Below are 22,669 nucleotides of genomic sequence, written 5' to 3' on the forward strand. Positions count from 1 at the left end.
GATACGATGACGCCCGACGTCCTCACGCCCACGGTCTTCCACGTGCTGCTCGCTCTCTCGGAGGGACCCCTCCACGGCTACGGCGTCATGCAGCGGGTCGAGACGGAGTCCGGTCTGGCCACCGGACCCGGCACCATCTACGGATCGCTGGACCGCCTCGCAGCGATGGGGTGGGTAGAGGAGACAGACCCGCTCGGCGACGATCCGCGACGGAGGCGCGCCTACCGCCTCACGCGGCAGGGACGCGCGGCGCTGCAACGCGAGGTCGGCCGGTTCCAACGCTTGACCGAGCTCGCCCGCAGCCGGGGCCTCTTGCCGGGGGACGCGCGGTGAGCCTGCGAGAACGGCTCTATCGCTGGGCACTGCGGCTCTATCCACCCGCGTTCCGTAGACGCCATGGCGAAGCCATGGTCGAGGACGCCCGTGCGCTCCGGCAGGCCGCGCAGGCACGAGGCGGAAGCGACACGGTATGGCTACGCCTCGCGGCGGACCTCCTCCGCTCGGTGCCCCAGGAGTGGTGGCGGGCCTGGGGGGCGCGTTCGGCAGGAAGCGTCTCGCCCCCTTCGGCATGGGCCGCAGACGGTCATGCCGCAGTGCGGAGCCTGGTGCGCAGTCCCCGCTTCTCGGTCGGTGTGGTCACGCTGCTCGGTGTGGGGATGGCGGCTTGTGTGGCCGTCGCCTCGGTGGTCTCCGCGTACCTTCTGCGGCCGCTCCCCTACCCGGAGCCCGACCGGCTCGTGCTGGTCGACCCCTCCGTGCCCGTCAGCACCACCGAGGTGGACGACCTGTTCGAAGAGACCGTCTCCTGGGACCTGGACGTCTTCACACTCCTCGATGGGGAGGCGCCAGAGCTGGTGTACGGATCGTGGGTCTCCTCCGGCTACGCCGACGTGTTCGGGCTCCGCACCGCGATCGGCCGTCTCTTCACCGCCGAGGAGGCCCTGCCGGGAGGCCCCGCAGTGGCCCTCATCAGCCACGAGCTCTGGCGGACGCGCTATGGAGGTGATCCCTCGGTGCTAGGCCGAACGGTGTCGGCCTTCACCTCCGACCGCCCCGAGGACGCGGAGCTTTTCACCATCGTGGGCGTTCTCGCGGCCGATGCTTGGCACTACCAGCGCTACACGGACCTCCTCACTCCGCTGCGCGAGGAGCGCAACGTCTACGGAGGCCGCCTCCGCGAGGGCGTTCCCCCCGCAGAGGCCGCACGCACGCTGAAAGCGCGCGCCCGCCCGCGCCTGGGGGCCCGCGTCGACAGCATCGACGTGAACGTGATTCCGCTGCAGGAGATGTACACGCATACGATTCGACCCGTGCTCGACGTGGCCGTGGCTACGGTGCTGCTGGCGCTCCTGATCGCCTGCGGCAACACGGCCGCGCTGCTGCTGGTGCGTGCCGCCGGCCGCCAACGTGAGTTCACGATCCGGAGCGCCCTGGGCGCGGGAACGGGCCGGCTCACGCGACAGCTCCTGCTGGAGGGCCTTCTCCTCGGCGGAGCGGCTGCACTGCTGGGGGTGGGTCTGGCCTGGGGGGCGCTCTCCGCCTGGGGCGCGGGACTGCAGGCGCAGCTGGGGCGTGAGGTGCCTGGGGGCGCGGCGGCGCTTCGCCTCGACCTGCGTACCTGGTTGACGGCGCTCGCGCTGGCGGTCACCACCGGCACCGTGTTTGGTCTCGTCCCCTTGGCGGGCCTGCGGCGTCCCCAAGTCGCCGCTCTGGCGGAGGGCGCGCGGAGCTCGGCGGGGCGCTCACGCCGACGCAGTCTACGTGCTATCGTGGCCGGTGGGGTCGCGCTCTCCCTCACGCTGGTCGTGCCCGCGGGTCTGGCGTTCCGGTCTCTCCGGCACGTCGCCACGCTGGACGTGGGCTTCCACGGTGAACAGGTCTACGGCGGCGGCGTGCTTCTGCGCTCGGCGAGCTATCCGACGCTCGAGGAGCGCTCGCGCTTCTTCGAGCGCTTGCTGGAGGGTGCCCGAGACCTCCCCGGCGTCGAGGCTGCCGCGATCGGGGTTCAGCTGCCCTTCCACAGCGGACGTTCGGTCCGAATGGTCGAGGGTGAACGGGAACCGGGGCTGGGCTCGGGGACGGTGATGCAGTCCGAGATCCTCACACACGACGCGGACTGGTTCGACGTGCTCGCGGTACCGGTGGTCGAGGGCCGCAGCTTCACCGTCGAAGACCGAGCCGGCACGGAGCCGGTCACCGTGGTCAGTCGCACCTTGGCGCACCGATTGTGGCCGGGTTCGGATCCACTGGGTCGCCGCATCCGAGTGCGCACGATGACCATGAGCTCCGGCGAGCCGGGCCCCTGGATGCGGGTCGTGGGCGTGGTACCCGACGTAATCACGGAGATCGGTGCGTCCCAAGGCGTCGGCCTGCATGTGCCCCTCTCCCAGAACGCGGGGACGTGGGCGCTGTTGACGGTGCGGATGCGCCCGGGCTCAGGGGACCCCGCGGACGACATGCGGAGTCTGCTCCGCGCGCTGGACGCGACCGTGTCCCTTTCAGAAACCGGATGGCTGCGCGACGAGCTGGAGGCTGCGGCCCGACCGTCCCGCTTTCTCGCGTCGTTGCTGGGCATCTTCGCCGCCTTCGCGATCGCCGTCGCGGTGCTGGGCCTCTACGCCGTCCTGTCCTTCGCGGCGGTGCAACGTACGCGCGACGTCGCCATTCGCATGGCGGTGGGCGCCGCGCAGCGCGATGTGGCTCGCCTCTTCCTCGGCGAGGGGATGGCGCTGGTCCTGGTCGGACTGGCGGCCGGCTGCGCAGGCGCCTGGACGGTGTCTCGCGCGCTGACGGACCAGCTCCACGGCGTGCACGGGTTCGATCCGTTCGTGTACTCGGCGTGCGTGCTGCTGCTGGCCACGGTCGGCGGCATCGCTGCCTGGGTGCCGGCCCGCCGCATGGCCCGCACCGACCCCATGACAGCGCTGCGCGAGGAGTGAAGCCGGGCTGCGCGCTTGCGCCCCGGGCGTTTCCCTCCGGATCCTAGGGGCGCTCCCTCCCTCGCTGACACAAGGAGGCACCGCCCGTGGCCCCTCTCGCTCGCGCGCCCCGCCCACCTCGTTCATCCGCGCCCGCCGTCGCCTGGGGTTCGATGCTGCTGCTCGCCCTGTGCGTGCCCTCCGCGCTCCAAGGCCAGTCCCTGCCCGCCCGCATCCAGGCGGTCATGGACCGCCCGGAGTTCGTGCACGCCTCCTGGGCCATGGAGTTCTACGACCTCGGTTCGAAGCGAGCGGTGTTCGGCGTCAACAACCAGCGCCTCATGGTGCCGGGATCCACCACCAAGCTGCTCACCATGGGCACCGCTCTCGAGATCCTGGGACCCGACCATCGCTTCACCACGCGCGTGTACCGCACGGGGCCGGTCCAAGACGGCGTCCTCGACGGAGACCTGGTTCTCGTGGCCGCCGGCGATCCCAACCTCTCCGGCCGGGAGCGGCCGGGCGGCACCTACGCCTTCATCGACCACGACCATTCCTATGGTGGCCCGCCGCTGGACACCGACCCGCTCACCGTGGTGCGGGACCTGGCGCGCCAGGTGGCGGGCCGCGGCATCCGCACGGTCACCGGTCAGGTGATCGTCGATGCCTCGCTGTTTCCGGAGGGCGAGCGGGACGGCGGCACCGGCGTGACCATGGGTCCTCTGGTGATCAACGACAACGTCATCGACATCGTGGTGACACCGGCCGCCAGCGCCGGAGCGCCGGCTACGGTGGAAGTGACACCCAAGACGTCGTACTTCACCGTTCAGGCCCACGTCATCACGGCGGACTCGGGTCATGCCCAACGCTTCGACGCGGTGGAGGACAGCACCGATCGCTCACATCGCATGCTCGTCGCCACGGGCAGCGTGCCGCGCGGCTCAGAGCCGCAGAACCTCCGGTGGGTCGTTCCCGAGCCGAGTCGCTTTGGAGAGGTCGTCCTCTCCGAGGCCCTCAGGGATACCGGGGTCCATGCCATCCCCCGCCTCGCCTCTCGAACGGTCGACGTGGAGGCGCTCTCGGCATCGTACGACGACTCCCTGGTCGTGGCCGAGCACATCTCGCTTCCCCTGCTGGCGGAAGCGACGGTCGTGCTCAAGACGAGCCAGAACCTCCACGCCAGCAACTTCCCGCTGCTGCTCGGCTCTCTGCCGAAGGCCCAGGGGGCTGACAAAACGGGTTTCGACCTGGAGCACGACTGGTTGGCCGAGGCCGGACTGGATCTGAACGGAGCGGCCCAGGGGGACGGGGCGGGCGCCCGTGCACACTTCTCGCCGGCCTTCATGACCCGCTATCTGGGGGTGGTCGCGTCCAAGCCCTGGGCCGCCGGCTTCCGCGCCGCCCTGCCGGTGTTGGGGCGGGACGGCACGCTGGTGGACATCCAGGTGGACTCGCAGGGAGCGGGTCATGTCCAGGCCAAGACGGGCACGTACGGGATCTTCGACCCGCTCCACCGCCGCCTGCTCGTCACGGGGAAGGGCCTGGCCGGCTACTTGACCACCCGCAGTGGCCGCGAGATCGCCTTCGCCATCTACATCAACAACTTCGCCACGGACCAACCCGACCCCGCCGTCATCGCGGGCCAGGCCCTGGGCGAGATCGCGTCGATCGCCTGGGAGGAGATCCGGTAGGCGGGATGGGGAGGCCACGGGTTCGCCGCGGATCGCCGCCGCCGGGGCCGCCCGGGGCGAGGTCCGCAGTGCTGGATTGCCCCCTGCCGGTGCCCCCCCGAGATTGCGCGGCCACCACAACACCTGGGAGCCTACATGCGCACCACGACGCTGATCGCAGCCGCCCTCTTCGGGCTGACCTCCACGCTCGCAGCCCAGGAGGCCGCGCCCGGCGCAGCCGGCGTGCGCGCGCCGAACGTCGAGTTCGAGATGATGACCTGGGTCGAGGTGAAGGAGGCCTTGGCCGCCGGCAAGACCACCGCCCTCGTCTACAACGGCGGAACCGAGCAGCGGGGCCCGCAGAACGTGAACGGCGGTCATACGCTCATGGGGCGTGAGATCGCCCGACGGATCGCCATCGAGCTGGGCAACGCGCTGGTAGCGCCCGTGCTTCCCTTCTCGCCCAACCGGGCCAGCGCCGAGCTACCCGGCACCATCGGGCTCACCAACGAGCTGTTCGCGGCCATGAACGAGCAGATCGCCGAGGAGCTCATCAAGAGCGGCTTCAAGGCCGTGGTGTTGATGGGAGACCACGGGGGCGGGCAGCAGCAGCTCGGGGAGGTCGCGGCCAAGTTGGACGCCAAATACAAGGGTCAGGGCATCCGGGTGGTCTACTGCGACGACGTCTACGCCAAGGCCGGCGCGGACTTCGATGAGTGGATGGAGCAGAACGGCTATCCGGCCAGCTCGCACGCCGGTATCCCCGACACCTCCGAGATGATGTACCTCGGGGGTGACCGCGGCTGGGTGCGGATGGATCTGGTCAAGGATGCCCTCGGGGATCCGGTGATGCCCCGGGGCCAGCGGCCCGACCCCAACACCCCGCGCCTCAACAACGGCATCACCGGCGACGCGCGCCGCTCATCGGCCGAGCTGGGCAAGAGGATGATCGACATGAAGGTGGAGTACGCCGTGCGGCAGATCCACGAGCTGCTGCGGTAGCTCGTAGCGCCGGTCAGCCGTGACGCCGCCCCCTTCCCCGGGGCGGCGTCACGGCGTCGGCCCTCCCGCGACGGCGGGATCCCGCCGGTAACCCTCCCCCGGGAGTCCACCGTAGATCTCTGCAGCCCCCCGGGTTGGGGCGGCAGGGGCCGCCGGCATCCCCGATTTCCCTTGCCGTACTGCCCGCTGCGGGTCTACGCTTGAAGTCTCCACCACCGCTTCTGCGTCCAGGGAGCACCAGCCATGCCCATCTCCTTCAAGGTCAACGGCGCCCCGGTTTCGGTGGACGCCCCACCCGACATGCCCCTGCTCTGGGTCCTGCGCGACCTGCTCGACCTCAAGGGCACCAAGTTCGGGTGCGGCGTCTCCGAGTGCGGGGCCTGCACGGTCCACGTGAACGGTCGACCCCAGCGGAGTTGTCAGGTCCGCGTCTCCACGCTCGAGGGGGACGAAGTGACCACCATCGAGGGGCTCTCGCCGGACGGGAACCATCCGCTGCAACAGGCCTGGCGAGAGCTGGACGTACCACAGTGCGGCTACTGCCAGGCAGGACAGCTCATGGCGGCCGCTGCCCTGCTGGAGCGCACGCCGCAACCCAGCGACGAGCAGATCGATCAGGCCATGAACCGGAATCTTTGCCGCTGCGGGACCTATACCCGCATCCGCGAGGGGATCCACCGGGCGGCCCGTGCCACCACCAACGAAATGGAGCCGAGCGGCCGGGAGCCGGGCTCCGCCGACGGTAGGGAGGGCGCATGAGCGGCACGACGATGAAACGGAGGCAGTTCCTCAAGGTGAGCGCCGCCGCGGGTGGTGGCCTGCTGATCGGCAGCTACTTCGATGTGTTGGGCCTCGGCACCGCAGTCGAGGGAGCCGTCACCGACTTCGTCCCCAACGCGTTCATCCGCATCAGTCCGGAAGGTGCCGTCACGCTGATCGCGCAGAACCCGGAGATCGGGCAGGGCATCAAGACCATGCTGCCCATGCTCATCGCGGACGAGCTGGACGTGCGCTGGTCGGACGTCACCGTGGTGCAGGGAGACCTGGACACCGACAACTTCCAGCGACAGTTCGCGGGGGGAAGCACGGCGACGCCCACGCATTGGCTGCCCATGCGCCGCGTCGGCGCCGCCGCCCGCCAGATGCTGGTCGAGGCTGCCGCCCAGACCTGGGGAGTCTCCGCCTCCGGACTCGAGACCGAGAACGGGCGCGTGATCAATCCCGCCACCTCGGACTCCCTTTCCTACGGTGAGCTCACCGCGAAAGCGGCCACGCTGCGCGCGCCGGATGCGGAGGCCGTGCGCCTGAAGGATCCGTCGCAGTTCCGGATCATCGGTCAGCCCATCCCGGACGTCGACAACGACAACATCGTGAACGGAAGGCCGCTCTACGGCATCGACGTCACGGTGCCCGGCATGCTCTACGCGGTGTTCGAGAAGTGCCCGGTGTTCGGCGGGAAGGTGCGCAGCGCCAACCTGGACGACGTCCGAGCCCAACCCGGCGTAAAGCACGCGTTCGTGGTCGAGGGCGGTACCGATCTGGCCGGCCTCCTGCCGGGCGTGGCCATCGTCGGCGACAACTGGTGGGCGGTCAACGAGGCGCGCCTCAACGTGCTGCAGGTGGACTGGGACGAAGGCCCCACTGCCTCCCAGAGCAGCGCCGGCTTCCAGGCGGCGGCCGAGCGCCTCTACGGCCAGCGTCCGACCATGAGCATCCGTTCCGACGGAGACGTCGCGGCCGCGATGGCGAACGCGGCGCACCGCGTGCAGGCCGATTACACCTATCCGTTCATCTCGCACGCGCCGCTGGAGCCGCAGAACTGCACGGCGCATTTCCAGAACGGCAAGCTGGAGCTGTGGGCCCCCACCCAGACGCCGGAGAGCGGGCGCACCATGGCGGCTGAGCTGCTGGGGATCTCGGAGCGGGACATCACGCTGCATCTGACGCGCATGGGCGGCGGCTTCGGACGACGCCTCTACAACGACTACCTGGTCGAAGCAGCCTGGATCGCTCGTGAAGTGGGCGTTCCCGTGAAGCTGCTGTGGACGCGTGAAGACGACATGCGCCATGACCTCTATCGCCCGGCCGGCTTCCACCGGCTGGAAGGTGGTGTGGACGAGTCCGGTAAGCTGGTGGCCTGGCACAATCACTTCGTGTCCTTCGGCCAGGGCGAGCGCTTCGCGCCCAGCGCAGGGACCAGGGACACGGAGTTTCCCGCCGGCTTCGTGCCCAACTTCTCGTTGGGCGCCAGCCTGATCCCGTTCGGTGTGCCCACGGGCGCACTCCGCGCGCCCGGCAGCAACGCGCTCGCGTTCGTGTACCAGTCGTTCCTGGATGAGCTGGCCCATGCAGCCGGCCGGGATCCGATCCAGTTCCGGCTGGACCTGCTGGATCAGGCCGGGGAGAACCTGGGCTTCGATCCCGCCCGCATGCGCACGGTGCTACGCACGGTGGCGGAGCGCTCGGGTTGGGGCCGGACCACGCTGCCCCGCGAGTCGGCCCTGGGCGTGGCCTTCCACTACAGCCACCGCGGCTACTTCGCCGAGGTGGTGCAGGCGACCGTCAGCCAGGGGGGCCGGGTCGGTGTGGACAAGGTCTGGGTCGTGGGTGACGTCGGCAGCGTGATCATCAATCCGCTCAATGCGCTCAACAACGCCCAGGGTGCGGTGATCGACGGACTCTCCCAGGCGTTCGCTCAGGAGATCACGATCGAAGGGGGCCGCACGGTCCAGGGGAACTTCGACGAGTATTCTCTGGCGCGGATTCCCGACACGCCCGAGATCGACGTCCACTTCGTGCTGACCGACAACTCGCCCACCGGCTTGGGCGAGCCGGCGCTGCCACCGGTGATCCCGGCGCTGTGCAACGCCATCTTCGGCGTGACCGGAAAGCGCATCCGTGCGCTTCCCATCCGGCAGCACGACCTGAGCTGGGCCTAGCCCGAGCGCGCCAAGCGCGGGTCCCCTGCTCGCGGGGGGCCCGCAGGGGTCGCTGCAACTTACGGGGCCCCGGATTCGTCATATCTCAACGAGCGGCCTACAGAACGGCCGCCCGGGCCGCCCCGGGATGTGGCCCGGACGCCACAGACCCGTCGATCGTCGTATGGCCTGGTTCATCGGACTGCTTGTCGGAATCGTACTGGGCGTGTCGGTCCAACTGGTGCTCCGGCGCCGCCGGCGACTCCGGCGGCTGGCCAGCCGCCGGGTGGAGGCCCCCAACTCGTCCTTCACGTCCCCACTGGTGCGCCAGGCCGAGCAGCGCGACCGCTGGATGGGCATTCACCTGGGTGAGCTCCACCCCCTCAATCGCAAGGAGGTCGAACGCCTCCTGTCCATCGTGACCTCGAGCGGGGTGATGGCGCTCTCCGAGCGGGAGCGCGTCTTTCTGGAGCAGCTCGCCCGGGACGACGCGCGCTGAACGGCGGGGCGAGCCTCGCCCCGACCCGGCGACCGCCCCGAGCGCCCCCGGCGCCTCGCCCGGGAATCCCGCCGCCCCGCCCTGGGACCAGGCACTCAACTCGCGGCTAGATCCTTCCGTTACTTGAACATGGATATCCTCGTCCGACCCCCCGGGCGCAGGAGTCCGTTCCTGGTCAGGAAGGAAGCACATGCGCCCGCTCATCGACATCGCGCTCTCCACCGACGGGTCCACCGTCAACGACCTCATCCGTCTCATCCGACAGGCGCTGGACCGCGGTGCGCAGAGCCTCTTGCTGCTCTCCTGTGACGAGAATGGCCTTGAAGCTGCGGCCATCGATCCGACACTGCGCTCGCTGGAGGTTCCGGTCTTTGGAGGTTGCTTCCCCACCCTGCTGCACGGACGCTCCTATCTGGACCGGGGCTTCGTGGTGGCCGGACTCTCGGAGCCCGTCGAGGTGGCAGTGTACTCCGAAGTCAGCAGCCTCGACCCGCTCGGTGGAATGCCGATCCTCTTCCCGCCGGCGCTTGCAGAGTCTCGCGGCTTCGTTGTCCTGGTCGACGGACTGAGCAGCACGATCGATCACCTGGTGGGCGAGGTCTACGATCAGGTCGGTCCCGACCGTGCGGTGCTGGGAGGCGGCGCCGGCTCCCTGAGCTTCCAGCAGCGTCCCTGCCTCTTCACCAACAGCGGGCTGGTCCAGGACGCGCTGCAGGTGGTGGGATTCCGCAGACCGTTCCAGACCTCGGTGCGCCACGGTTGGGAGAAGCTGGCCGGTCCCTTCCTGGTGACCGAGTCGGACGGGAACGTGATCCACTCCCTGAACTACCGACCGGCCTTCGAGCTGTACTCCGAGGTGGTACAGCCCTACAGCACGGCGCGCTTCGAGGACACCGACTTCTTCGAGATCGCCAAGACCTTCCCCTTCGGCCTGGAGAAGCTGGACGAAGCCTTGCTCGTCCGGGATCCGATCATCGCCGAGGACGGCAAGCTGGTGTGCGTGGGGCATGTCCCGGAGAACGCGATGATCTACGTGCTCCGCGGCGACCCTGCCGCCCTCAAGCGCGCAGCGGGGGAAGCAGCGCGGGCGGCCTGCCCCTCCGGTGATTGCTCCAGAGACGTCCTCGTCTTCGACTGCATCAGCCGCAAGCTCTTTCTGGACGGTGGATTCGCCGAAGAGCTGGGAGCGATCCGAGAGCCGTTCTCCGGTGAAGCCAATCTCGTAGGCGCCCTTTCCCTGGGCGAAATCGCCAACTCGGAGGGTGGTAGCGTCCAGTTCCACAACAAGACCTGCGTCGTGGGGGCGTATTCCTCCACCGCGTCCTGAGCCGCACACCCGGTCACCACTGTGGAGGCGAAGGACCTCAAGACGCTGCAGCTCGTCGCCATTCAGCACGAGCTGGCCATGGTCACCGGTCTGGATCTGAACCTGGACCGGATGCTGTCCCCGTTCATGCGCACCTGCTTGCGACGGCTGGGGCTCCGGAGCATCCACTTCTATCAGTTCCCGGAGACCGATTCATCGCTGGAAGCAGCCCCCGAGTATGGGTACGGCGACGCCGTACGACGGCTCAGCGTGCCCTCGCTGGCTTCGGGCTCGGCGGATGCCGCAGTGCTCGACGGACTCCCGCTCGATCGGGCGTTGGAGCCCCCCACGGGCACCCACCACGTCCATGGGGATCGTCACTACCTCACCTTTCCGCTCGAGGGTGTGGGATTCATGGTGCTCGAGCGGGCCCGCCGGCCGATCGACGTCGAGGTGGCGCGGTCGCTGGAGCCCATCTTCGCCCGACTCAACGTGAGTTGTCGCGCGTGCCTGGAGCACCACCGCATCCTCGAGGAGATCGCGGCGCGCAAGGAAGCCGAGGCGGTCATCGTGCGCCAAGCCGCCTACGACACGCTGACGGACCTCCCCAACCGCAAGACGCTCAACCAACGTCTACGGCAGGCGGTGGCGGCTGCACGACGGCATCGACACTACGGAGCCGTCTACTTCATCGACGTGGATCGCTTCAAGAGCGTGAACGACTCGCTCGGTCACGCCGCCGGCGACGCCTTGTTGGTGGAGATCGCCAGGCGCCTCGCGTCCGTGGCGCGGGAGGAGGATACGGTGGCGCGCGTGGGCGGTGACGAGTTCATCTTCGTGGCCAGCCAGCTCGGCGACACCGTGGAGCGCGCCACCTATTCCGCACGCGTGCTGGCGGAGCGCATCGTGGAGATGGCCGGGGAGTCGGTCCGCACCCAGGGAACGTCGGTCGTGCCCTCGGCGAGCGTCGGGCTCACCCTGTTCCCCGACCCCAACCTGGACACCCTTCCCCTGGGGCAGTACTGCGAGGACCTGGTGCGCTTTGCGGATACGGCCATGTACCGCGCCAAGGAGCACTCGCGCGGAGGGTTCGAGTTCTTCGCCCCCGAGATGCAGGCGGCCAGCAATCGGCGGCTCCGCATGGAGACGCACCTCCGACAGGCCGTGGCGGGATCGGAGCTTCAGCTCCACTACCAGCCGGTGGTGACACCGCTGGGGACCATCCTCGGGGCCGAAGCGTTGCTCCGCTGGAGCAGCGACGACATGGGAGCGGTGTCGCCGGCGGACTTCATTCCCGTGGCCGAGGAGACCGGCCTGATCCTGGAGATCGGTGACTGGGTCCTGGGCGAGGCCTGCCGCCTGATCGCCCACATCCTGGAGGTCTCGCGCTCACCATCCTTCCGGAGCCTGAGCGTAAACCTGAGCGCCCGCCAGATCCGACAGCCGGGCTTCGTGGCTTGGGTGAAGGACGCGGTGCTCCGGTCCGGCATTCCCCCGCGGGCGCTGATCCTGGAGTTGACGGAGAGCGCCGCCTTGACCGATCTCGAGGACACGGTGCGGAAGATGTCCCAGCTCACGGAGCTCGGCGTGCGCTTCGCGCTGGACGACTTCGGAACCGGCTACTCGTCCCTCTCCTATCTGCACCGGCTGCCGGTCAGCATGCTCAAGATCGATCGCTCGTTCGTGACGGGCATCCGGGAGCGCCCTGATCACCAGGGCATCGTCGATGCGACCCTGGCCATGGCACGGCACCTCAAGATCGCCTGCATCATCGAGGGCGTGGAGTCGCAGTCGGACGTGGACTACTTCGGCGGCGTCCCGGTGCTGGCCATGCAGGGCTACCACTTCAGCAGGCCGCTCCCCGAAGCGCACTTTCTGGAGCTGCTCGCGTCGGGCACGATCCCGGGGTCCCCGGCCGCCGCTTGCCCGGCCAGCACCGTCAGAGCCTATTGAAGCTGCGAGCGCCGGGCCCTCGCCCCACGCCTGCGCTTCACTCGACCCTACGGCCCGCCCCCGGAGAGCCCGCCGTGCTCAAATGGATTCGCGGCAAGCGCTTCGACCTGCGCACCACCATCCTCGTGATCGCGTTGGCCCTTGCGATCTGGGGGCTGGTGGTCGCCTCCAACGTGAAGAACTTCGTACCCGAGGAGTTGCGTCAACCCACCGACGACGCCGCCGCCACGCCCCGTTGAGCGGCGATGCCCTCGACCACCCGTTCTGAGTCGCGAACGATCGCACCCAGTACGCCGCCCGGCCGGTAGTTGTCGAAGCCGACGAAGTACAGGCCCGCCCAGGGTCCCTGCCCCACCACGGTCGCAGGAAGTCCGTTGCGATCCATCAACCGGTCTCCGCCCTCGACGAGGTGCTCGAGGTCCGGACGATACCCCGTGGCCAGCAGGACAACGTCGAAGCGCTCGCTGCGGCCGTCCGCGAAGACCACACCGTCGGACGTGAAGCCCTGGATCTCGGGAAACACCCGGATGTCGCCGCGTTTGATGCGGTCGACCGTGCCCAGGTCCACGACCGGCGTCTTTCCGTACAGACGAAGCTGCTGCAACGGCGCGATGCGCGGCGTCTCGATTCCGTAGCCGGACAGGTCGCCCACCGTCAGTCGACGCAGAAGCGTGCCCAACCGGTCTCCCAACCAGTTGGGAAGCCTCGCGAGCAGCAGCGCCGTGCGCTGGGTGGGACGGCCCAACACGTCCCGCGGCACGATGTTGACGGCGCCGCGCACGGAGAGCGCCACCGCGACGCCACTCTCGCAGAGATCGAGGGCCACCTCCGCACCGGTATTGCCCATGCCCACCACCAGGACGTGCTGACCGGCGTAGGGGTCGGCTCGGCGATATCCCTTGGTGTGCTCCACCACGCCCTGGAAGTCCTCCTCGCCGGGGAGGATCGGTCGGATCGGGACGCGGTTCACACCGGTGGCGACCACCACCTGTCCGGCCTCGAACCGGGACCCGCGGTGGGTCTCCACATGCCAGAGCGCTCCGCTGCGGCGGATGGAGCGGACGTCCTCACCGAAGCGCGGCTCCAACCGGAAGTGCTCCGCGTAGCGCGTGAGGTAGTCGGCAAGCAGGTGCCTGGGCACGTAGCGGGGATAGTCCGCCGGGAACGGGAGTCCCGGCAGCGAGGACAACTCCTTGACCGTGTGCAGGTGCAACCGGTCGTAGTGCTCGTGCCAGGCGTTCCCGACCCGGTCGCTCGCCTCCAGGATCTCGAACGGCAGACCCCGCTGGCGGAGCCGGCCGGCCACGGCCAGTCCGGCCGGCCCGGCTCCAACGATCAGCGTTGCGGTCTCGGTCACGGGTCATCCGGGTGAAGAGGACGGGTACGCGCCCTCCTCCCCGCCGACGCGCCCCGAGGCGCTATTCGTACCGGAGCGCCACCATCGGGTCAACCTTGGACGCCCGGGCCGCCGGCAGGTAGCCCGCGGTGAAGGCCACCGCGGTCATCACGGCCGCGACGGCGCCGATCACGAACGGATCCGACCCGCTCAGGCCAAAGAGCAGCGAGGCGGCGGCCTTCCCCAGCAACACCGCCAGTACCAACCCCACGACCGCACCCACCACCAACATGCGGCCCACCTGCCGGAGCACCATCCCGCGGACCTGACCCGCGTCCGCGCCCAGCGCCATGCGGAGACCGATCTCGCGCGTGCGCTGAGTCACGGTGAAGGCGAGCACGCCGTAGAGTCCAACCGCCGCGAGCAGGGTGGCCAGGGCCGCGAAGGCGGATGCCAACGTGCTGATGAGCCGATCCGTGACCAGGTTCTCCTTGATCTGCCGGTCGAGGGTCTTGAGGTCTTCCACGGGCAAGTTGGCATCGAGTCGCCGGATCACGTCCGGAATAGCGCGTTGCACCGCCTCCGGATCTCCCGCGGTGCGTGCATAGAAGGTCAGCGCGCCGATCGACTCGTCCTGACGGTAGGGCACGAAGAAGACGGGGGGAATGTCGTCCTTCACGTCGTTGTACTTCGCGTCCTTGACCACGCCCACGATCTCGGTGTTCAGCTCCTCGGCAGGCGGTCCGAAGCTCGGACGCATGAACTTCCCGACCGCGTCCGCTCCGTCGAGTCCGAACTTTCGGGCGAACGCTTCGTTGACAATCGCGACATTCGCGCCCCCCAGCGCGTCCGCGGTTGTGAACTCCCGACCCGCGAGCAGCGGAACACTCAGCATGCTGAAGTAGTCGGCACCGACCTGGTTGTAGCGCGAGTTGGAGTCGATGTCGGGCCCGCTCTCGAAGCCCTGCACGCGTACGTCGGTACCCCAGCTGCTCCCACCGATCACGGCCACCCGCGCTGCGGAGACGGATGTCACCCCCGGCAGCGCGCCCAACTCCTCCTCGATCCGACCGAAGAGCACTCGGGACCGCTCGGCCTCGTAGCCGTTCCGGACGGGAGAGACGGTGAACTGGACGATGTTGTCGGGCACGAGACCGAGGTCGATCCTGCTCACGTTGGTTAGGCTCTTGATGAACAAGCCGGCAGCCACCAGCAGTGCCATGGACAGCGCCACCTGCGCGGTGACCAGCGACGAGCGGAAGCGCGCGGCCGAACGTGACCCCGAGGCCTGACCCGTCACCGACTTGAGCATGGTGACCAGATCCGGCCGGGTGCTGTGCAACGCCGGGTACAGTCCGAAGAGGAAGCCTGTCCCGATGGAAATGGCCGCGGTGAAGATCACCACCTGGGGCCGGAGGGTGAGGCTCATCATGCCGGCGGCCTGGGGCGGCAGAGCGGACCCGATGAACACCAGCGTCCAGCGGGCGATCAGCAAGCTGGCCACTCCGCCCAGCACCGCCAGCGTGAGTGACTCCACGATGAGCGGGCGCAGCAGCTGCTTGCGGCTGCCTCCCAGCGACCCTCGGATCGCCATCTCCTGTCCGCGGCCGGCGCCTCGCGCCAGCAACAGGTTGGCGATGTTCGCACACGCGATCAGCAGGACCAGCCCGGTGATGGTGAGCAGCATGATCAGCGGCACCTTCACATCGGCATGCAAGGAGCTCTGTCCGCGTTGACCCGGCTTCACTGTGACGCGTTTGGCCAGGAACGCCGTCATGGTCTCTTCGCTCATGCCCGTCTGCAGCGGTGCTTCCACGTCCGCGAGAAGGCCGCTGTAGACGGTGTTCACGCGACCTTCGGCCTGTTCGGCCGTCAGCCCAGGCTGGAGGCGCCCGAAGAGATAGAGGAAGTAGGTGCGACGGTTCTCGAAGCCCTCCCAACCGCGCACCATCTGGCTACGCATGGTCAGAGGAACGAACACGTCCGGGAGGTTTCCGAGGGTCGTGCCCGTGAACGCCCGCGAAGCCACGCCCACCACCGTCAACGGCTGTCCGTTGACGGTGATCACGCGATTGAGCACGCCCGGATCGGATCCCAGCTGTCGCCTCCAGAAGCCGAAGCTGAGCACCGCGACCGGATGCCCTCCGATCGTGCGGTCGTCCTCGGGGCCCAGGAGGCGGCCCAGCGCCGGCGTCACCCCGAGCACCGGGAAGTACGAGCCCGACACCAGCAAGCCCTGACCATCGGTGGTGCGGTCGGACAGGGCCAGGTTGGCCCCGAAGTTCACGTGGGCTGCCAGCCCGCTGAAGCCGGCGTCGGCGGCCTCCAGATCCCGGAACATCGGATAGCTGAACACCTCGTCACAGCCGCCCGCCTGACCGCACGACTGGGAACCGGGCTTGGGCCCCGGATTCGCGAGGTTGACCAGCTCGTCCGGGTTCTGGACCGGCAGCGGCTGGATCAGCATCTCGTCGAACATCGAGTAGATGGCCGCGTTGGCGCCGATCCCCAGGGCCAGGGACAGGATCGCCACCAGCGTGACGAACGGGGTCTTGGACAGCGTACGGAGGGCCAGTTTCAGATCCGCCATAGTGGTGACTCGCGTTGGGGCGGGCAGGTGCGCGGGCGTCGACCCTTATAGACGGCAAAACCACCGACCAAGTTGCAGCGGGCCCCAGACCCCATGCGCGGGGACCGCCTTTCCAGGGAGCTTCGCTGGATCGGGCGGGCGCCAGGGCGGCCGCGCCGGGTCAGGGCTCTCCCTCCGCCGGCCCACCACCCTTGCGGGCCCCGGAGATCGCCACCGAAGGTGGTGCGTCCGATCGGCCCCCGTTCCCACATCCGGCTGCGTCTCCATGCGTGATGCCACCCGAATCGTGCGCGCTGGCGCCCCCGCCCCCGAGCCGGGCGCGCCGTTCCTCGCTGGCCCTACCTTCGCATCCGTCTATCACCTTCCTGGTGACCCCACCGGAGCGCCCTATCAATACGGACGCTACCAGAACCCCACCTGGACTGCCTTCGAAGCGGCCCTGGAGGAGCTGGAAGGGGGGCCCACGGTCCTGTTCGCGAGTGGAATGGCCGCGACCTACGCGCTGCTCCAGACCACACTCGGCGCCGGCGAGCGCGTGGTCCTGACCGGAGACGGCTATTACGCCACCCGTTCGGTGGCCGCCAAGCACCTGGGCGCCCGCGGCGTCGACGTGTGCACGGCCGCGACCGAAGCCGACCTCCTCGAACAGCTGGAGGGCACGCGTCTGGTCTGGGTGGAGACGCCGAGCAACCCAGCTCTGACGGTCTACGACGTACGCCGCATCGTGGAAGCGGCCCATGCCGTGGGCGCGTTGGTAGCCGTCGACAATACCACGCCGACCGTGGGTGCGCAGAAACCGTTGGCGCTCGGTGCCGACTTTTCCTTGGCCTCCGACACCAAGGCTCTCTGCGGACACAGCGACGTCGTGCTCGGTCACGTCTCGGCCGCCGATCCCGAGCGGGCGGCGGCGCTGCGCACCTGGCGTATCGAGACCGGAGCGATCCCAGGGCCGATGGAGGTGTGGCTGGCCCATCGGTCGCTGGGCACGCTGGATGTGCGCCTCGAGCGCATGTGTGCCAACGCGCAGGGGGTTGCCACCTTCCTGGCTGGCCGCAGCGACGTGGTGCAGGTGCGTTATCCGGGGCTGGCCACCGATCCGTCCCATGCAGTGGCCCAGCGTCAGATGAGTCGCTACGGACCGGTGGTGTCGTTCGAGTTGGGCACTGCCGCGGCCGCGCAGGCGTTTCTATCTGCGGCCACCCTGGTGGACGAAGCCACCAGTTTCGGCGGCCTGCACACCTCAGGCGAGCGCCGCGCGCGCTGGGGTGGAGACGCTGTGGCTGGAGGGTTCATCCGTCTGAGTCTCGGATGTGAGGCGCTGGAAGACCTGCTGGAGGACTTCGAAGCGGCGCTGGCGGGACGCTAGGATCGCCGCGGCGTCCCGACAAACTCGCGGACGCGGTTGGACGGCCACCTACGGGCGCTGTACCCGTGATGCCGAGCCTCCCTCAGGGCTCGATCAGCTCCATCGCCTTGCGTGCGCGCTGCGTGAAGCGATTGTCCTCTCCGCGGCCCGCCAGCACGAGCTCATAGCCGCCGCGAATCAGCTCCCTGACGTCGTCGCTGTGGTCGCCCGACCGCCAGCGCGCCTCACCGAGCAGGTTGCGCACGGCACCGAGCTCCCAGTGACCCTCCTCCAAGGACGTAGCGAGAGCACGCAGGCCCTCCGCAGCCTCCGGGACCGCCTGGGCCGGTCGGTCCTGACTCAAGTACAGCTTGGCCAATTCCACATGGATGCGCGCCACCTGGGGGTGGTCCCTTCCGACCGAGGCCTCGGCCCACCCGAGCGCACGGCCGAGCTCTCGCTCCGCCTCCCCGAAACGCTTCAGCTCGCCCAGCACGGACGCGATGGCGGTCAGGTCCTGCGCCACGTAGACGTGGTCGACACCCAGCACGACGCTGTCGACGCGAAAGGCCTTCCGCTGCAGGTCCACCGCACGCTCGAGGTCACCGAGCTGCTGATAGACACTGGCCATGTTGTAGTAGGACGTCGCCACGTCGGGACCGTTCTCGCCCTGTAGCTCCAGGCTCAGGGTCAGGGATCGTTCGTGGAACTCCAGGGCACCGCGCAGATCGTCCTGGTCCTGGCGGAGGTTGGCCAGGTTGTTGTACACCGTGCCCAGTATCGGAGCACGGAGTCCGTAGCGCGCGACAAAGATGTCGTGTGCTCTTCGGATCGCCGCTTCGGCATCCGCGAACTGGCCCTGCTCCTTCAGGACATTCGAAAGGCTGATCAGGTTGAAGCCGACCTGGGGATGCTCGCTTCCCAGCACTCGCTCGGCCTGTGCGATGTTCTCGCGCAGCCCTTCTTCCGCCAGGTCGAACTCGCCTTGGAGCCGATAGACCCCCGACAGGTTGCTCCGCAGGATGATGAGGTTCGAGTTGTCCTCGTGCAGCAGCGTCTCGGCAAGCTCGAGCGCACGTTCCATGTCCTGCCGGGCCCCCACCAGGTCGCCGTTGTTCAGGCGTGCGTTCCCGCGCGCCCCCAGCGCATGGTACAAGGTCGTATCCCGCACGGCGCCCTGCAGCTGCCCAGCCAACTCCACCGCCTCGCCGGCAAGCGTCGCCTCCTCCTCCACCTTCGTCGCTTCCTCCAGCACGTCCGCCAGCGCCAGGAGGCTCACGGCCAGCTCGCGCACGTCGGGCGGACGCCGAGCCCGAGCCGTCTCCACCAACTCACGCGCCAGGCGCTCGGCTTCTTCGAGGTCGCCCTGCGCCGTGTACACACGCCTCAGGCGATCCTTCGCCGTGGTCGCGGCTTCCGAGTCGTCGCCTTCCACACTCCGGGTCAGTTGCAGGGCCTCCTCCAGCGCAGGTCGAGCGCGGTCGAGCAGTCCCAACTGCTGGTAGACGTAGCCGATGAGCGAGAGCATCTCACCGCGGACTTCGGGCTGCTCCGCCAGTTCGGTCCGCAGGCGAACCTCGCCCGAGTCCACGAGCTCACGAGCCGTGATGTCTCGACCCTGGGAGGCGTCGGGATCGGCGACGCGGAACAGCCCCGTCACGAAGGCCGCGACCTGCTCCGCTTTGCGTGCTTCGATGCGCGCCGTGTTGCGCTCCACGGCCAGGCGGTAGGTGTAGAACGTCGAAAGCACGCCGAGGGCCGCTGCAGCCGCCACCCCCAATCGGTTGCGGACCACGAACTTGTGCGCACGGTATGTCCAGGAGTTGGGGCGCGCCGAGACCGGATGGCCGGCAAGGTAGGCTTTGATGTCGTCGGCGAACTGCGCCACCGATGCGTAGCGCCGCTCCGGCTCCTTGCGCATGGCCTTCAGGACGATGGCGTCCAGGTCGCTACGGATCGGCCGCTCTGCCGCCACCCGGCTCGGTGGCTCCGGCTCGCGCGTGGTCACGATCCGCTCGATCTCGGCGGCGGACTGCGACTCGAGCTTGAAGGGGAGAGCGCCGGCCAGCAGCTGGTAGAGCAGGACGCCCAGCGCATAGACGTCCGTGGCGGTCCCCACCGGCTCGCCACGCACCTGCTCCGGGCTCGCATACTCGGGCGTCATGAGCCGACCTGCCGCATTGCGCGTGAGGGGGCCGTCTCCCGATTCGCCGGGCTCCAGCAGCTTCGCGATCCCGAAGTCGAGCAGCTTCGCGGCTCCCTCGTGCGTCACCAGGATGTTGGCCGGTTTCAGATCCCGGTGGACGACCAGGTTGTTGTGCGCGTACTGGACCGCCGCGCACACCTCCAGGAACAGCCACAGCGTGCCTTCGGTCGTCAGGTTCCGGGTACGCGCCGACTCGGTGATCGGTACTCCGTCCACGTACTCCATGACCACGAAGGGCGAGCCGTCCTCCGTGGTGCCGCCGTCCAACAGCCGGGCGATTCCAGGGTGCTCGAGGTGCGCCAGGATCTGACGTTCGGCCAGAAAACGGGCTCGCCCCACATCGTTCGCGATGCCCCCGCGCATGAGCTTGATGGCGACGCGTTTCTCGAACTCGTCGTCGGCCCGCTCCGCCAGATAGACCGCGCCCATGCCGCCGGCGCCGAGCGGCTCCAGGATGCGGTAGGGCCCGAAGCGGCGACCCGACGGAGCGGCCAGATCCTCCGCGCTGAGCTGCTCCAAGGCCCGACCCAGCTCCGCATCGATGAACGCGCCTCGGGGCTGTAGACCATCCGCTCGCAGCAGAGAGCGGATTTCCTGCAGCAGCGCTTGGTCACCGGCACAGGCCCGTTCGAGGAACGCGTCGCGCTCCGCGGCGGGAACCTCCAGGGCCCCGTTGAACAGCTCTTCGAGCCGGGTCCAGTCGTTGTTCCCCACCGCTTCTCTCCCCGGTGTGAGGGGGCAGCGCCGGTCCACCCGTCCCCGCGCCCCTTACCCAGAAGGCGCCGTTCCGGTCTCCCCGACCTCACTCGGTGCGGCGCGGGGCGAGGCGCGCTAACGTGGGGCCATGTCCCGATCCTTGAACAGTCTTGTGGTCCTGGCCCTCCTCGCCGTAGTGGGCGCCTGTGCCCGGCCGGCGGCCCAGAACGCGCCCTTCGACGTGGTCGAGGCGACCATCCCCGAGATGCAGGCCGCCATGGCCGCCGGCACGCTCAGCGCCCGTCAGCTGGTGACGGCCCATCTGGTGCGCATCGCTCGCTACGAGGACCGGCTCAACGCCGCAGTCACCATCAACGCCAACGCGCTCGCGGAGGCGGACTCGCTGGATGCCGGACGCGCCCGCGGACACGTCCGCGGCCCCCTGCACGGGATCCCGGTGGCGCTCAAGGACAACATCCAGACGACGCACCTGCCCACCACCGGCGGCGCGCTGGCCTTCGCGGACTATGTGCCGCCGTACGAGGCCACGCTCACCACCAACCTGCGGGAGGCGGGCGCCATCATCATCGCCAAGGCCGGACTGACGGAGTTCGCCAACTTCATGGCCGGCACGCCCGACCCGATGCCAGGCAACTACAACGCGCTCTCCGGCCAGGGCTACAATCCGTATGATCCGCGGCGCGATCCACGCCCCGCCACCTTCGACGGACGACCGGCGCTCAGCACGGGCGGGTCCAGCTCCGGAATCGGGACGGCGGCGAGCTTCTGGGCGGGCAACGTGGGCACCGACACCGGCGGCTCCATCATCAGCCCTTCGAACGCCACGATGCTGGTGGGGATCCGTCCAACCCTCGGGCGGATCAGCCGCCACGGTATCGCGCCGGTCACGCTCGACCACGACATGGCCGGTCCCATGACGCGCACGGTCACGGACGCCGCCATCCTGCTGGGCGCGCTGGAAAGCCCCGCCCCGGATCCCGCCGACGCCGCCACCGGCGTGTGCGAACCACCGCCTGGCAGAGACTATACGCAATTTCTCAACGCCGACGCGCTGCGGGGCACCCGCATCGGGATTCCCCGTGCCTTCTACTACGATGCGATCACGCTGGACGGGGAACGCCGCTCACGCGGAGGACTGGACACCGAGGCCGCCGCCCTGATGGCCGACGCCATCGCGGTGCTGCGACAAGCGGGCGCCATCGTCGTGGATCCGGCCGATCTTCCGAGTCTCACCGCAACCGACCCCGACGAGAGCTTCGCGGCCTGGGACCTGTGCGTGGGCGGGGAACAGCATCGCGGGGCCGATGCGGCCTGCTCCATCAACTTCAAGTACGGCATGAAGCGCGACTTCAACGCGTGGTTGGAGAGCTTGGGCCCTTCCGCCCCTGTCCACTCCCTCACCGAGCTGCGGGAATGGAACCTCGCCCACGCGGCCGCCGGCGCCATGAAGTACAAGCAGTCGCGCTTCGACATCTCCGACGAGATGGAGGTCGAGCGCGATCGCGCCCGCAACCAGGCGGACATGGCCAAGGACGAGCGACTCAGCCGCACGGAAGGCATCGACGCCGTGCTGGCCGCTCACGACCTCGACGCGATCCTGACACCGGGAAGCCGGGGGGCGGGACTGGCCGCGCGCTCCGGCACCCCGATCATCGTGGTGCCGTTCGGGTTCGTGCCCAACGAGCCCGATCCGCCCTTCCCCGCCGGGTTCGACGCGTTGCCGGCCCCCTTCGGCGTGGGCTTCAACGGAGCGGCGTGCAGCGAGCCCCGCCTGATCGCGTTGGCCTATGCATTCGAGCAGGCCACCCACCGGCGGGTCCCACCACCTAGGCTGCCGTAGGGGCCCGGCCGGGAACCCCCGGTCCGACGCGTCGGTACGGGAAAGCGAACCTCAACCCCAGAAGCCTCATGCCGTACTACGAATACCGCTGCGCCGCCAACGACCGGACCCTGGAGGTCCGCCACGGGATGAACGAGACGCTCAGCACGTGGGGCGAGCTCGCCGAGCGGACCGGCACCGCCCTGGGCGACGTGCCCGCCGACACTCCGGTGGAGAAGCTGCTGAGCACGCCCGTGCCCGTCACGGCAGCCGCCAACGCGCCCGTTTCCGGGGGCTGTGGCGCCGGGTGCGCCTGCGCGCGTCCCGCCTGATCGGTTGACCGGTCCCGCCCGCGGGGGACCCTCGGGCGCCAGCGCCACCGGCCGTGCG

General features: G+C 69.0%; 16 protein-coding genes. 13 read left to right on the forward strand and 3 right to left on the reverse strand.

Going from position 1 to position 22,669, the window contains the following annotated elements:
* Nucleotides 1-6 precede the first annotated feature (6 nt).
* The 10 genes from R3E10_14240 (at nucleotide 7) to R3E10_14285 (ending at nucleotide 12,505) form a co-directional block, all read left to right on the forward strand.
* Complete coding sequence (locus R3E10_14240; GenBank protein ID MEZ4416906.1) at nucleotides 7-333, forward strand: helix-turn-helix transcriptional regulator; 327 nt, start codon at nucleotides 7-9, stop codon at nucleotides 331-333.
* The gene (locus R3E10_14245) at nucleotides 330-2,939 is read left to right on the forward strand and encodes an ABC transporter permease (GenBank protein MEZ4416907.1); all 2,610 of its coding nucleotides are present in this window, start codon (nucleotides 330-332) and stop codon (nucleotides 2,937-2,939) included. The genes R3E10_14240 and R3E10_14245 overlap by 4 nt, the downstream gene beginning before the upstream one ends.
* Before the next feature lie 152 nt (nucleotides 2,940-3,091).
* On the forward strand, nucleotides 3,092-4,609 hold the full coding sequence (dacB, locus tag R3E10_14250) for a D-alanyl-D-alanine carboxypeptidase/D-alanyl-D-alanine-endopeptidase (GenBank protein MEZ4416908.1): 1,518 nt from the start codon (nucleotides 3,092-3,094) through the stop codon (nucleotides 4,607-4,609).
* A gap of 135 nt (nucleotides 4,610-4,744) precedes the next feature.
* Nucleotides 4,745-5,590 carry a creatininase family protein gene (locus tag R3E10_14255; GenBank protein ID MEZ4416909.1) on the forward strand — a complete coding sequence of 282 codons (846 nt, stop codon included), beginning with the start codon at nucleotides 4,745-4,747 and terminating at the stop codon, nucleotides 5,588-5,590.
* Between the two features lie 243 nt (nucleotides 5,591-5,833).
* Nucleotides 5,834-6,349: a (2Fe-2S)-binding protein gene (locus tag R3E10_14260; GenBank protein MEZ4416910.1), complete on the forward strand. Its 516-nt coding sequence runs from the start codon at nucleotides 5,834-5,836 to the stop codon at nucleotides 6,347-6,349.
* The gene (locus R3E10_14265; protein MEZ4416911.1) at nucleotides 6,346-8,529 is read left to right on the forward strand and encodes a molybdopterin cofactor-binding domain-containing protein; all 2,184 of its coding nucleotides are present in this window, start codon (nucleotides 6,346-6,348) and stop codon (nucleotides 8,527-8,529) included. Before R3E10_14260 ends, R3E10_14265 begins: the two co-directional genes overlap by 4 nt.
* Before the next feature lie 163 nt (nucleotides 8,530-8,692).
* Nucleotides 8,693-9,007, forward strand: coding sequence for a hypothetical protein (locus R3E10_14270; GenBank protein ID MEZ4416912.1), 315 nt, complete (start codon nucleotides 8,693-8,695; stop codon nucleotides 9,005-9,007).
* A 190-nt stretch (nucleotides 9,008-9,197) separates the two neighbouring features.
* On the forward strand, nucleotides 9,198-10,334 hold the full coding sequence (locus tag R3E10_14275) for an FIST C-terminal domain-containing protein (GenBank protein MEZ4416913.1): 1,137 nt from the start codon (nucleotides 9,198-9,200) through the stop codon (nucleotides 10,332-10,334).
* 21 nt (nucleotides 10,335-10,355) lie between these two features.
* Complete coding sequence (locus R3E10_14280; GenBank protein ID MEZ4416914.1) at nucleotides 10,356-12,266, forward strand: EAL domain-containing protein; 1,911 nt, start codon at nucleotides 10,356-10,358, stop codon at nucleotides 12,264-12,266.
* A 74-nt stretch (nucleotides 12,267-12,340) separates the two neighbouring features.
* The gene (locus tag R3E10_14285; GenBank protein MEZ4416915.1) at nucleotides 12,341-12,505 is read left to right on the forward strand and encodes a hypothetical protein; all 165 of its coding nucleotides are present in this window, start codon (nucleotides 12,341-12,343) and stop codon (nucleotides 12,503-12,505) included.
* Here the strand turns inward: R3E10_14285 and R3E10_14290 are convergent.
* Entirely contained in the window at nucleotides 12,469-13,623 is a 1,155-nt protein-coding gene (locus tag R3E10_14290; GenBank protein ID MEZ4416916.1) for an NAD(P)/FAD-dependent oxidoreductase, read from the reverse strand. The two genes, R3E10_14285 and R3E10_14290, sit on opposite strands and share 37 nt — an antisense overlap.
* A 61-nt stretch (nucleotides 13,624-13,684) precedes the next feature.
* Entirely contained in the window at nucleotides 13,685-16,192 is a 2,508-nt protein-coding gene (locus R3E10_14295) for an ABC transporter permease (GenBank protein MEZ4416917.1), read from the reverse strand.
* 265 nt (nucleotides 16,193-16,457) lie between these two features.
* On the opposite strand from R3E10_14295, the gene R3E10_14300 reads away from it, so the two are divergent.
* The gene (locus R3E10_14300; GenBank protein MEZ4416918.1) at nucleotides 16,458-17,558 is read left to right on the forward strand and encodes a cystathionine gamma-lyase; all 1,101 of its coding nucleotides are present in this window, start codon (nucleotides 16,458-16,460) and stop codon (nucleotides 17,556-17,558) included.
* A gap of 82 nt (nucleotides 17,559-17,640) precedes the next feature.
* On the opposite strand, the gene R3E10_14305 is transcribed toward R3E10_14300, so the two are convergent.
* Nucleotides 17,641-20,457: a serine/threonine-protein kinase gene (locus tag R3E10_14305; GenBank protein ID MEZ4416919.1), complete on the reverse strand. Its 2,817-nt coding sequence runs from the start codon at nucleotides 20,455-20,457 to the stop codon at nucleotides 17,641-17,643.
* A 130-nt stretch (nucleotides 20,458-20,587) separates the two neighbouring features.
* Here R3E10_14305 and R3E10_14310 point away from each other — a divergent pair, with 130 nt between their 5' ends.
* Together R3E10_14310 and R3E10_14315 are read left to right on the forward strand one after the other, a co-directional pair.
* Nucleotides 20,588-22,300 carry an amidase family protein gene (locus tag R3E10_14310; protein ID MEZ4416920.1) on the forward strand — a complete coding sequence of 571 codons (1,713 nt, stop codon included), beginning with the start codon at nucleotides 20,588-20,590 and terminating at the stop codon, nucleotides 22,298-22,300.
* Nucleotides 22,301-22,368: 68 nt separating this feature from the next.
* Nucleotides 22,369-22,611 carry a zinc ribbon domain-containing protein gene (locus R3E10_14315; GenBank protein ID MEZ4416921.1) on the forward strand — a complete coding sequence of 81 codons (243 nt, stop codon included), beginning with the start codon at nucleotides 22,369-22,371 and terminating at the stop codon, nucleotides 22,609-22,611.
* The last annotated feature ends 58 nt before the right edge of the window (nucleotides 22,612-22,669 follow it).

It is taken from the genome of Gemmatimonadota bacterium (assembly GCA_041390105.1).
Taxonomy (GTDB): Bacteria; Gemmatimonadota; Gemmatimonadetes; order Longimicrobiales; family Gaopeijiaceae; genus JAGQIF01.

Excerpts from the sequence above, each read along its gene's own strand:
- R3E10_14260 (MEZ4416910.1), top strand. The coding sequence starts at position 5,834 with ATGCCCATCTCCTTCAAGGTCAACGGCGCCCCGGTTTCGGTGGACGCC.
- R3E10_14300 (MEZ4416918.1), top strand. The coding sequence starts at position 16,458 with ATGCGTGATGCCACCCGAATCGTGCGCGCTGGCGCCCCCGCCCCCGAG.
- R3E10_14255 (MEZ4416909.1), top strand. The coding sequence starts at position 4,745 with ATGCGCACCACGACGCTGATCGCAGCCGCCCTCTTCGGGCTGACCTCC.
- R3E10_14275 (MEZ4416913.1), top strand. The coding sequence starts at position 9,198 with ATGCGCCCGCTCATCGACATCGCGCTCTCCACCGACGGGTCCACCGTC.
- dacB (MEZ4416908.1), top strand. The coding sequence starts at position 3,092 with ATGCTGCTGCTCGCCCTGTGCGTGCCCTCCGCGCTCCAAGGCCAGTCC.
- R3E10_14265 (MEZ4416911.1), top strand. The coding sequence starts at position 6,346 with ATGAGCGGCACGACGATGAAACGGAGGCAGTTCCTCAAGGTGAGCGCC.
- R3E10_14240 (MEZ4416906.1), top strand. The coding sequence starts at position 7 with ATGACGCCCGACGTCCTCACGCCCACGGTCTTCCACGTGCTGCTCGCT.
- R3E10_14310 (MEZ4416920.1), top strand. The coding sequence starts at position 20,588 with ATGTCCCGATCCTTGAACAGTCTTGTGGTCCTGGCCCTCCTCGCCGTA.
- R3E10_14295 (MEZ4416917.1), bottom strand. The coding sequence starts at position 16,192 with ATGGCGGATCTGAAACTGGCCCTCCGTACGCTGTCCAAGACCCCGTTC.
- R3E10_14270 (MEZ4416912.1), top strand. The coding sequence starts at position 8,693 with ATGGCCTGGTTCATCGGACTGCTTGTCGGAATCGTACTGGGCGTGTCG.
- R3E10_14315 (MEZ4416921.1), top strand. The coding sequence starts at position 22,369 with ATGCCGTACTACGAATACCGCTGCGCCGCCAACGACCGGACCCTGGAG.